The sequence below is a fragment of the Micromonospora sp. 4G55 genome, assembly GCF_016803375.1.
Genome location: NZ_JAEVHN010000191.1, coordinates 1 through 10,389, shown reverse-complemented (window position 1 = coordinate 10,389; position 10,389 = coordinate 1). Strand labels below are relative to the sequence as shown.

Below are 10,389 nucleotides of genomic sequence, written 5' to 3'. Positions count from 1 at the left end.
GGCGGCGGGGTGGCCGTCGCGACGCCCGTGGCCGCCCGGCCGGCGGCCGCGCTCAAGGGACGGGTGCTCGCCGGGACGCTGCTCTTCATCGCCGGTTTCACCGTCGTCTTCACCGCCACCGCGATCCTCTTCGCCAGCTTCGGCCGGGTCTTCTTCGACCACGAGCGGACGCTGGAGATCGTCATCGGCGCGCTGGTCGTGCTGCTCGGGCTGAGCTACCTGGGCGTGGTGCCCGGCATGCAGCGCGAGTTCCGCATCCAGCGGCTGCCGCCGCCGGGCTGCTCGGGGCACCGGTCCTCGGCGCGGTCTTCGCGCTGAGCTGGCTGCCCTGCACCGGCCCGACGCTCGGCGCGGTGCTCGGCATGGCCACCGCGGCCGGCAAGACCGACCGGGCCGTGGTGCTGGCCGTGGCCTACTGCCTCGGCCTGGGGATACCGTTCGTCGTCTTCGGGCTGGGCTTCCACCGCCTGCTCGGGGTCTTCCGCGCCGTGCGGCGCAACAGTCGCTGGGTCACCCGCATCGGCGGCGTCCTGCTGATCCTGATCGGCCTGGCCCTGGTCACCGGCGGGTGGCAGAACTTCGTGATCTGGCTGCAGACGACCGTGGGCGTGGGCGAGGTGAGCATCTGATGACGACCGTGGACGACCGGCCGGCCACCCCACCGGCCGAGGCGCCCCGGCGGCGGCCCAACCCGGTGCTGGCCCTGCTGCGCAACTCGTGGCGGCAGCTCACCAGCATGCGTACCGCCCTGGTGCTGCTCTTCCTGCTCGCGGTCGCCGCGATCCCCGGCTCGGTGCTGCCCCAGCGCGGCGTCAACCCGGAGAAGGTGAACGAGTACTTCCGCGCGCACCCGGAGTTGGCCCCGCAACTTGACCGGATCGGCGCCTTCGAGGTCTTCGGCTCGGTCTGGTTCTCCGCGATCTACCTGCTGCTGTTCACCTCGCTGGTCGGCTGCGTCCTGCCCCGGATGCGCGACCACCTGCGCGCGCTGCGCTCCCGGCCGCCGGCCGCGCCGAAGCGGCTGGAGCGGCTGCCGCAGCACGTGGTGCTGCCGGCGCACGCGCCCACCGACCCGGCGGCGATCGCCGCCGTGCTGCGCCGGCGCCGCTGGCGGGTCGAGGTACGCGGCAACGAGGTCTCCGCCGAGAAGGGCTACCTCAAGGAGACCGGCAACCTGCTCTTCCACACCTCGCTGGTCGCCGTGCTGATCGGGGTCGCGCTCGGCTCCTGGTACGGCTGGCACGGCAACAAGCTGCTGGTCGCCGGCGAGGAGAACGCCTTCTGCAACACCCGCCAGCAGTACAGCGAATCCTCCCTCGGCCCGCGGGTGGACAGCGCCGACCTGCCCGGGTTCTGCCTGACCCTGGACGACTTCGACGCCCGGTTCCTCCCCTCCGGCCAGCCGGAGAGCTACCGGGCCTCGGTGACCGTGGACGAGCCGGACGGCACGAAGCGGGCGGCCGCTTTCTCGGTCAACTCGCCGCTGCGGCTCGGCTCCGCCAACGTCTACCTGCTCGGCCACGGGTACGCCCCGATCCTGAAGTACACCGACCGGTACGGGCGCAGCCAGACCAGCACCGTGCCGTTCCTGACCTCCGGGGACGCCAACCTCACGAGTGAGGGCCTGGCCGCCTTCCCGGACGCCAACGTCGATCCGAAGACCGGCAGGCGCGCCGCCGACCAGCAGGTCGCCTTCGACGGGCTCTACCTGCCGACCGCGCCGGACACGGCGCCCTTCGTCGAGTCGAAGTACCCGACCGAGCGGAACCCGGCGGTGGTGCTGCGGGCGTACCGGGGGAACCTCGGGCTGGACGCCGGCATCCCCGGCTCGGTCTACCAGCTCGACCAGCGCCAGGTGACCACCGGCAAGCTCAAGCAGGTCGGCGAGAAGAAGCTGGGCGTCGGCGAGAAGTGGGCCCTGGACGACGGCAGCAGCCTGGAGTTCCTCGGCACCAAGCCGTACATCACGCTGTCGGTGCGGCACGCCCCCGGCCAGACGCTGATGCTCGGCGCCTGTGTGGTGCTGCTGGGCGGGCTGATGGGTTCGCTCTTCGCCCGGCGCCGGCGGGTCTGGTTCCGGGTGACCCCTGCGGACCCCGACAGTGGATCTCCGACGAACGGTAGTAGTTTGGTGGAGGCCGGTGGGCTGCCGCGCACCGAGCATCCAGGGTTCGCCGATGAGTTCGCGCAGCTCGTGGCCGCGGTCAGCGGCGACGAGCGGCCCGACGGGCGGGCGCGAGAGGGAGTCGAGTGATGTCCGCAGTCTCCGACCAGCTGGTGTCGTTCGCGATCCTGGCGTACCTGGTCGCGATGATCAGCCACGCCGTCGAGTACGCGCTGGGCAACGTCCGCGCGGTGTCGGCCGCTCCCGCCCGTGAGCTGGTCGGCGCCGGGGTGGGCGCCACCGGCGGCCCGGTCGACGCCCCCGCCGCGCCGGTGGCGCCGAGACCCGGCGGAGCCGGTCGCGCAGCGGGCCCGGCTGGCCGGGCGGATCGCCACCGGGATCACCGTGCTGGCCGCCGCGCTGCACCTCGGGGCGCTGGTCACCCGGGGCATCGCCGCCGAGCGGATGCCCTGGGGCAACATGTACGAGTTCGTGCTGACGGTCACCTGGATCGGCACGGCGGCCTGGCTGGCGATGCTCGTCAAGCGACCCGCGCTGCGCCGGCTGGGGCTCTTCCTCACCCTGGTGATGGTGCTGCTGCTGGCCTTCGCCGAGCTGAAGCTCTACGTCCAGGTGGTGCCGCTGATGCCGGCGCTGCAGTCGTACTGGTTCATCGTCCACGTGTCGACGATCGTGTTCAGCTCGGGCATCTTCCTGCTGGGCGTGGTGCCGGCGATGGCGTTCCTGATCCGCAACGGGTACGAGCAGGGCAAGCGGAGCTTTCCGTACACGCTGGCCCGGCGGCTGCCCGCGGCGGCCGGCCTGGAGCGGCTGACCTTCGCGCTGCACGCCTTCGCGTTCCCGGTCTTCACCTTCGCGGTGATCGCCGGCGCGATCTGGGCCGAGGCGGCCTGGGGCCGGGCCTGGGGCTGGGACCCGAAGGAGACCTGGGCCTTCATCTCCTGGGTGGTCTACGCCGGCTACCTGCACGCCCGGGCGACCCCGAGCGTGAAGCGCAACGTGGCCACCTGGATCGCCGTGCTCGGCTTCCTGACCATGCTGATGAATTTGTTCGGGGTGAACTTCTTCTTCACCGGCCTGCACTCCTACGCCGGGGTGGAGTGAGCCCGGTTTTGTGATGACCGTCTGCGGATTTCCGACGGACACGCCGAGGGAGGCGTCGGGAAACCGCAGACGATCATGTGCGCCGGTCAGCCGCCGAACCAGCCGGGGACGTCGAGGCGGAAGAACTGGTCCGGGGTCACTCGCCGCAGGTCGTCCTCGATCGCGCTGACCCGCTCCGCGCCGAGGGTCGCCGCCCAGCGTTCGCGCAGCGCGTCGAAGACGACCGCCGAGCGGCGCAGCCCGTCGACTCCCCGCTCGGTCATCCGGACCAGCTTGCGCCGGGCGTCGGCGGGGTCGTCGGCGCGTTCCAGGTAGCCGAGCGCGACCAGCCGGTCGACGGTCTTGCCGGCCGCCTGCTTGGAGACGCCGAGGCGCTGGCCCAGTTCGCCGGCCGTGGTGCCGTCGACGCCGACGGCCTGCAGGACGAAGCCGTGCAGCGGCCGCAGGTCCGGGTGCCCCTGCTTGGCCAGCTCGGCGTGCAGGTCGTCGATGAGGGCACGGAAGCCGGCCAGCAGCAGCAGGGGCAGCACGAAGCCGGGACGCTCCGATTCAGGCGTTGTCATGTTCGACAACCTCGTTTACTATTTGGTCAACCACGTTGACTATCGTACCCGAGGGGTTCCGCCATGTCCGTCTTCACCGCCCACACCGCCGAGACCGCGCCCGCCGCCGCCCGCCCCACCATGGCCGGCGTGCAGCGCAAACTCGGGCATCTCCCCGAGGCCGTCGCCCGGATGGCCGAGTCGCCTGAGCTGCTCAAGGGCTTCCTCACCGCCAACGCCACCTTCGAGTCCACCGACCTCGACCCGGTCGAGCGGGAGGTCGTGGTGCTGACCGTCGCCACCCGCAACGAGTGCCACGTCTGCGTGGCGATGCACACCGCCACCCTCACCCGGCACGGCGTCGACCCGGCGCTGACCGCCGCGCTGCGGGCCGGCGCGCCGCTGGCCGATGCGAGGCTGGAGGCGCTGCGCCGGTTCACCGTCGCCGTCCTCGACCACCGGGGCGCGGTGCCCCAGGGCGAGCTGGACGCGTTCCTCGCCGCCGGCTGGCGCCCCCGGCACGCCCTCGACGTGGTGCTCGGCGTCGGCACGTACACGATCTCCACCTTCGCCAACCGGCTCACCGACGCGCCGCTCGACCCCGCCCTGGCCGGGTACGCCTGGGAGCCGGCCGCCTGACCGGCGGGGCTCACTCGCGCAGGAACGTCACCAGCAGGGCGCTCGTCTCCACCGGCCGCTCCTCGAAGATCCAGTGACCGCTGTCCTCGATCACCTGGCCGGTGACCGTGCCGGCGTACCGGCGCACCTGGTCGGCCACCGTCCCGCCCATGCTGGCCTGCGCGCCGACCGCGAGCACCGGCATGGGCAGCGGCGTCTCCCGGTACGCCCTGTTGTCCGCGACGTCCTGGCCGAACGCCCGGAAGCAGGCGAAGCTGGCCCGCAGGTGGGCAGGGTCGCTCAGGTGCCGGGCGTACTCCTCGACGTCGTCGGCCCCGATGCTGCCCTTGTTCACCATGATCGAGTCGGTGAAGCGGTCCACCCAGAGCGCCTCCCGGCCGGCCACCAGTTCCTCCGGCAGGCCGTTGGCGACGTTGAAGAAGCCGAAGTTCCACAGCGCCGGCCCGGCGGTGCTGAGCGCGGGGGCCGCGTAGACGCTCTCGTCCGGGATCGGCGCCTCGGTCAGCACCAGCCGGGACACCTCGTCGGGATGGGCGGCGGCGTAGGCGTACGCGACCATCGTGCCCACGTCGTGGCCGACCAGTCGGATGTCGCCGGCCAGGCCCAGCCCGGTCAGCAGCCCGTGCACGTCGGCGGCGAGGGTCTTCTTGTCGTACCCGTCGGGTGGCGCGTCGCTGTCGCCGAAGCCGCGCAGGTCGGGCGCGACCACCTGGTACGAGGTGGCCAGTTGCGGCAGCAGCCGTCGCCACATCCGCCAGCACTGCGGATAGCCGTGCAGTAGCACCAGGGTCGGTCCCCGGCCGCCCCGGACGTAGTTGATCACCACGTCGCCGACCCGGGCCCGCTGCTCGTAGAACCCCGCCGGTACCCGCCCGTCGCCCATCGCCGCTCCCCGTCTCGACCGGCGCCTCGACTACCCGGCCGGCCGCCGCCCATGCCGACGCCCGCCGGCCGCCGGCCGGCCGGTGCGTCGGGATGCGTGGGGAGACGCACACCGCCCGGGGAGACCCGGCGTGGGCGGGGCGTCCCGGGGTGCGGGAGACTGGCGGCATGGCGGCTCGTGGCTTCCCGTACACCGATCTCAAGGACTTCCTCGCGGCGCTGGAGCGCGCAGGTGAGCTGCGGCGGGTGAGCGTCCCGGTCGACCCCACGCTGGAGATCAGCGAGGTGGTCACCCGGACCGTCCGGGCGGGCGGCCCGGCGCTGCTCTTCGAGCGGCCCACCCGGGGCGAGATGCCGGTGGCGATCAACCTCTTCGGTACCGAGAAGCGGATGGCGATGGCGCTCGGCGTCGAGTCGCTGGACGAGATCGGCGACCGGATCGGCGCGCTGGTCAAGCCGGAACTGCCGGTCGGCTGGTCGGGCATCCGCGAGGGCCTGGGCAAGGTCATGCAGCTCAAGTCGGTGCCGCCGCGCAAGGTGAAGACCGCCCCCTGCCAGCAGGTGGTCTACCGCGGCGACGACGTCGACCTGAACCGGCTGCCTGGTCTCCAGGTCTGGCCCGGCGACGGCGGGATCTTCCACAACTACGGGCTGACCCACACCAAGCACCCGGAGACCGGCAAGCGCAACCTCGGGCTCTACCGCCTCCAGCAGCACAGCCGCAACACGCTGGGCATGCACTGGCAGATCCACAAGGACTCCACCGCGCACCACGCCGTCGCCGAGCGGCTCGGGCAGCGGCTGCCGGTGGCCGTCGCCATTGGCTGCGACCCGGTGGTCAGCTACGCGGCGAGCGCCCCGCTCCCCGGCGACATCGACGAGTACCTGTTCGCCGGCTTCCTGCGCGGCGAGCGGGTCGAGATGGTCGACTGCCTGACCGTGCCGTTGCAGGTGCCCGCGCACGCCCAGATCGTGCTGGAGGGCTACCTGGAGCCCGGCGAGCGGCTGCCCGAGGGGCCGTTCGGCGACCACACCGGCTTCTACACCCCGGTCGAGCCGTTCCCCGTGCTGCACATCGAGGCGATGACCATGCAGCGCGACCCGGTCTACCACTCGATCGTCACCTCCAAGCCGCCGCAGGAGGACCACGGCCTGGGCAAGGCCACCGAGCGGATCTTCCAGCCGCTGCTCAAGCTGCTGATCCCGGACATCGTCGACTACGACCTGCCGGCCGCCGGGGTGTTCCACAACTGCGCGATCGTGTCGATCCGCAAGCGCTACCCGAAGCACGCGCAGAAGGTGATGAACGCGATCTGGGGCGCGCACCTGATGTCGTTGACCAAGCTGATCGTGATCGTCGACGAGGACTGCGACGTGCACGACTACAACGAGGTCGCCTTCCGCGCCTTCGGCAACGTCGACTACGCCCGCGACCTGCTGCTCACCGAGGGCCCGGTGGACCACCTCGACCACTCGTCGTACCAGCAGTTCTGGGGTGGCAAGGCCGGCGTCGACGCCACCCGCAAGCTGCCCGCCGAGGGCTACACCCGGGGCTGGCCGGAGGAGATGACCATGTCGCCGGAGGTCGCCTCCCTGGTCGACAAGCGCTGGAAGGAGTACGGGATCTGATGGCGGTCCTCGACGCGCCGGCCGAGAAGCCGGGCCGGATCAAGTCGTTCCTCAAGCTCGTCGCGATCGAGCACTCCGTCTTCGCGCTGCCCTTCGCGTACCTGTCGGCGCTGACCGCGATGCGGGTCGACGGCGGGCGGGTGCGCTGGCTCGACCTGCTGCTGATCACCGTGGCGATGGTCGGGGCGCGGACGTTCGCGATGGCCGCCAACCGCATCCTCGACCGGCGGATCGACGCCCGGAACCCGCGTACCGCGAACCGGGAGCTGGTCACCGGGGCGGTGAGCGTGCGGACGGCCTGGACCGGTGCGGCCGTCGCGCTGGTGGTCTTCCTGGCCGCCGCGGCGCTGCTCAACCCGCTCTGCCTGGTGCTCGCGCCGCTCGCGGTGATCCCGCTGGTCGTCTACCCCTACGGCAAGCGGTTCACCAACTGGCCGCACGCCATCCTGGCGATCGCCCAGGCGGTCGGCCCGGTCGGCGCCTGGCTCGCGGTCACCGGCACCCTGGACGGCTCCTGGCCGGCCTGGCTGCTCGGCGCGGCGGTGGGGCTCTGGATCGGCGGCTTCGACCTGATCTACGCCTGCCAGGACGCCGACGTCGACCGGGAGATCGGCGTGCACAGCGTCCCGGCCCGGTACGGGCTGCGCTTCGCGCTGCACGCCTCCACCGTCGCGCACGTGGTCACCTTCGCGCTGTTCATCTGGTTCGGCGCGCTGGTCGGCTTCGGCTGGCTGTGGTGGATCGGCCTGGCGTTCACCGCCGTCGCCTTCGGCTACCAGCACGTCGTGGTCAGCCCCACCGACCTCACCAAGGTCAACCGCGCGTTCTTCACCGCGAACGGCTTCGTCGGCATCGCCCTCTTCCTCTTCGCCCTCCTCGACCTCACCATCCGCCTCCACCTCCACCCCTGACCGCCCTCGAGATCCGCGGTCGGAGTCGGGCGTGGAAGGGTCAGGGGGTGGGGTAGCGGGCGCTCTCCATGGTCCAGTCGAGGGTGCCGCGGACGGCGTTGGCGACGCCGTCGAGGTGGGTGGTGACGGCCGGGTCGAGGGCGGGGCCGAACGACGGCACGTCGGCGCGCAGCGCGACGAAGTGGTCCATCGCCGCCCGCCAGCGCTCGGTGACCAGCTCCACGGCGGTGTCCAGCGGCACCCCCCGCTCGCCGGCCACCGCCAGCACCAGGTTGTGCCCGCCCGAGGTGGCCCGGTCCCGCTCCAGCGAGGCGAGGTCGTTGTACCAGGAGAGCAGGTCGTTGCCGAGCTCGCCGATCCGGCGCAGCGCCGGGTGGTGGTAGACCGGGTCGGGCAACGGCCGCCCGGTGGCGAACTCGATCAGCGGGTACGAGACGTACGCCGCCGACGTCGCCCGGCGCAGTTCCACGTACTCGGCCACCGAGGGGCGCCGCCCGAGGTCCTTGGCGACCGACTCCCGCCACGTGCCGTCCAGGTGGTCGGCGACCGCGTCGGCGAAGCGCAGCCGCCAGCGGGCCGGCATCCGGCGCCGGGGCACCCGCCAGGCGTCGACCAGCAGCCGCCGCAGCGGCCCGCCGAACCCGGGATGCCGCCGGCGTGGGCCGTCCCGCAGCAGGCTCAACGCCCCGGCCCGCAGCGCCCCGATCTGCTCCGGCGCGAGCCGGTCCGGCCCGTCGCAGGCGTCGTCGACCAGGAAGAACCAGGTGAACAGGGCGGCCAGGGTACGCAGGTCCGGCTCGGTGGCGTCCGGGTAGAGCCGGCCGGCGTACCGGGCGAAGCCGGCCCGCTCCAGCCGTTCCCGGGCGGTCCCGTCCAGCGGTACGCCGAGCCGGGGCAGCCGGTCGAGCAGCCACTCCTGCACCGGGTCCGCGTACGGCGAGAGCCGGGGCGGGATCGGGCAGCCGGCCCGCAGTGACCGGAGCACCTCCTCGACCATGGCTCGATCCCTTCCCGTGCGGCGTGGGTCGCCGACGGCAGCATGGCAGGTCCGCCGCGCTCCCGCCGTCCCGGCGCACAGCGGGGTGCCCCGGCGACACGCAGCGCAGCGGTCGGGGGGTCGCGCGGCGGGGCGCGGCGGCGACCAGGCAGGCTGGACGACATGCGCGAACCATGGGTGGTCGGGGTCTCCGGCGCGTCCGGCACCCCGTACGCGGCGGCGGTCGTCAACGGGCTGCTCGACGCCGGTGAGCCGGTGGACCTGATCGTCTCCCGGGCCGCCCGGCTGACCGTGCTCGACGAGACCGGCCGCCCGTTCCGGGACGGCCACTGGGCCGAGGACCTGGCCGCCTGGCTGGGTCGTGATCTCGCCGACGCCGACGTGCGGCACTGGCCGGCGGGTGACATCGCCGCCGGCCCCAGCAGCGGCTCCTACCGGGTACGCGGGATGGCGGTGGTCCCGGCGAGCACGGCCGCCTGCGCCGGCATCGCCATCGGGCTCTCGAAGGACCTGTTGCAACGCGCGGCCGAGGTCAACCTCAAGGAGCGCCGGCCGGTGGTGGTGGTGCCCCGGGAGACGCCGGTGACCCGCAGCCACCTGGAACACCTGATCGCGTTGCAGGACGCCGGGGCGGTGGTGCTGCCGGCCAGTCCGGGTTTCTACGGCTCCGGAGCCTCGGCCACCGCACAGCAGTTGGTCGACTTCGTGGCCGGCAAGGTGCTGGACGCGCTGGGCGTGCCGCACACGTTGTTCCGGCGGTGGTCGGGGCAGTTGGCCGCCGACCGGTCGTAGCGAAGCGGAATTTCACCTCAGACGGGCGCGGACCGGACCTGTCGGCCGGCCCGCGATCCGTCTCGCACCATTCAGTACATCCCGGCGTTGGCCGGCCCCGGTCCGGTCGAGGCGGCGGGGCCGACATTGCGCGGCTTGCCGATGTCCTCCGCCTCGTCCAGCATGCCCTCCCCTTCCAGCAGGGCCCGCACCTCGGATTCCCGAAACCGGCGATGCCCGCCTGGAGTCCGGATGCTGCCGATCCGGCCGGCCGCCGCCCAACGCGTCACAGTCTTCGGGTCAACCCGAAACAACGCGGCGACCTCACCCGGTGTCAGCAGGCGATCTCCAGTGTCCACAGCCCCCTCCTCGCGTCGACGAAGCCCCCGGCTGAACACACTGCCCCCGGCCGGTGCGAGCCCAGAGCCGTCATGAGGGACGTATGGCAATTACAGCACCAGCGACCTGGCCTGTCCGCCAAACGCGAAAAACGCACTGAGTGGGAAGTTAGTAAATGGTACCGGCGCGGAGCCCCCTTCACCCTCAGTCTGCGAACTGTGACGCACTGTCATATTCAACGGGTGCCGGCCGCCCGACGTTACGCCCGGACAGCTAGGGTCACCTTCCGTGGACGCCATCGACCTGAGCCTCGTCGACCTGCTGCGCGGCAATGCCCGACTGTCGTACGCCGAACTCGCCCGGCAGGTCGGCCTCTCCGCCCCGGCCGTGCACGAGCGGGTCGGCAAGCTGGAGTCCGGCGGCGTGATCCGGGCGTACCGGGCGGAGGTG

At 72.4% G+C, this 10,389-nt stretch carries 10 protein-coding genes and 2 pseudogenes; 8 read left to right on the top strand and 4 right to left on the bottom strand.

What is annotated here, in order from left to right; translation table 11 throughout:
- The 3 genes and pseudogenes from JNW89_RS17205 to ccsB all read left to right on the top strand — a co-directional run.
- A pseudogene (locus JNW89_RS17205) lies at positions 1-629 on the top strand (cytochrome c biogenesis CcdA family protein); the annotation flags it as partial.
- Positions 629-2,254, top strand: coding sequence for a cytochrome c biogenesis protein ResB (locus JNW89_RS17200; RefSeq protein WP_238449692.1), 1,626 nt, complete (start codon positions 629-631; stop codon positions 2,252-2,254). The pseudogene JNW89_RS17205 and the gene JNW89_RS17200, both read left to right, overlap by 1 nt.
- A pseudogene (ccsB, locus tag JNW89_RS17195) lies at positions 2,254-3,229 on the top strand (c-type cytochrome biogenesis protein CcsB). The gene JNW89_RS17200 and the pseudogene ccsB overlap by 1 nt, the downstream one beginning before the upstream one ends.
- A gap of 86 nt (positions 3,230-3,315) precedes the next feature.
- Here the strand turns inward: ccsB and JNW89_RS17190 are convergent.
- Positions 3,316-3,792 carry a MarR family winged helix-turn-helix transcriptional regulator gene (locus JNW89_RS17190; RefSeq protein WP_238449691.1) on the bottom strand — a complete coding sequence of 159 codons (477 nt, stop codon included), beginning with the start codon at positions 3,790-3,792 and terminating at the stop codon, positions 3,316-3,318.
- A gap of 63 nt (positions 3,793-3,855) precedes the next feature.
- Between JNW89_RS17190 and JNW89_RS17185 the strand changes: the two genes are divergently transcribed.
- Positions 3,856-4,410, top strand: a complete 555-nt coding sequence (locus JNW89_RS17185) for a carboxymuconolactone decarboxylase family protein (protein WP_238449690.1) — start codon at positions 3,856-3,858, stop codon at positions 4,408-4,410.
- Between the two features lie 10 nt (positions 4,411-4,420).
- Here JNW89_RS17185 and JNW89_RS17180 read toward each other — a convergent pair whose 3' ends face one another.
- Positions 4,421-5,293 (bottom strand): alpha/beta fold hydrolase, encoded by an 873-nt coding sequence (locus JNW89_RS17180; RefSeq protein ID WP_238449689.1) that lies wholly within the window; start codon positions 5,291-5,293, stop codon positions 4,421-4,423.
- 167 nt (positions 5,294-5,460) lie between these two features.
- On the opposite strand from JNW89_RS17180, the gene JNW89_RS17175 reads away from it, so the two are divergent.
- Together JNW89_RS17175 and mqnP are read left to right on the top strand one after the other, a co-directional pair.
- Positions 5,461-6,921 carry a menaquinone biosynthesis decarboxylase gene (locus JNW89_RS17175; protein ID WP_210778277.1) on the top strand — a complete coding sequence of 487 codons (1,461 nt, stop codon included), beginning with the start codon at positions 5,461-5,463 and terminating at the stop codon, positions 6,919-6,921.
- On the top strand, positions 6,921-7,832 hold the full coding sequence (mqnP, locus tag JNW89_RS17170) for a menaquinone biosynthesis prenyltransferase MqnP (protein WP_238449688.1): 912 nt from the start codon (positions 6,921-6,923) through the stop codon (positions 7,830-7,832). The genes JNW89_RS17175 and mqnP overlap by 1 nt, the downstream gene beginning before the upstream one ends.
- Before the next feature lie 40 nt (positions 7,833-7,872).
- Here mqnP and JNW89_RS17165 read toward each other — a convergent pair whose 3' ends face one another.
- Positions 7,873-8,829, bottom strand: coding sequence for a terpene synthase (locus tag JNW89_RS17165; RefSeq protein WP_238449687.1), 957 nt, complete (start codon positions 8,827-8,829; stop codon positions 7,873-7,875).
- 162 nt (positions 8,830-8,991) lie between these two features.
- On the opposite strand from JNW89_RS17165, the gene JNW89_RS17160 reads away from it, so the two are divergent.
- On the top strand, positions 8,992-9,621 hold the full coding sequence (locus JNW89_RS17160) for a UbiX family flavin prenyltransferase (RefSeq protein WP_238449686.1): 630 nt from the start codon (positions 8,992-8,994) through the stop codon (positions 9,619-9,621).
- 71 nt (positions 9,622-9,692) lie between these two features.
- Here JNW89_RS17160 and JNW89_RS17155 read toward each other — a convergent pair whose 3' ends face one another.
- A complete protein-coding gene (locus JNW89_RS17155) occupies positions 9,693-9,959 on the bottom strand; it encodes a BldC family transcriptional regulator (protein WP_204925734.1) in 267 nt (88 codons plus the stop codon).
- A 268-nt stretch (positions 9,960-10,227) separates the two neighbouring features.
- On the opposite strand from JNW89_RS17155, the gene JNW89_RS17150 reads away from it, so the two are divergent.
- A partial coding sequence (locus JNW89_RS17150) for an Lrp/AsnC family transcriptional regulator (protein ID WP_238449693.1) occupies positions 10,228-10,389 on the top strand: 162 nt, incomplete at its 3' end.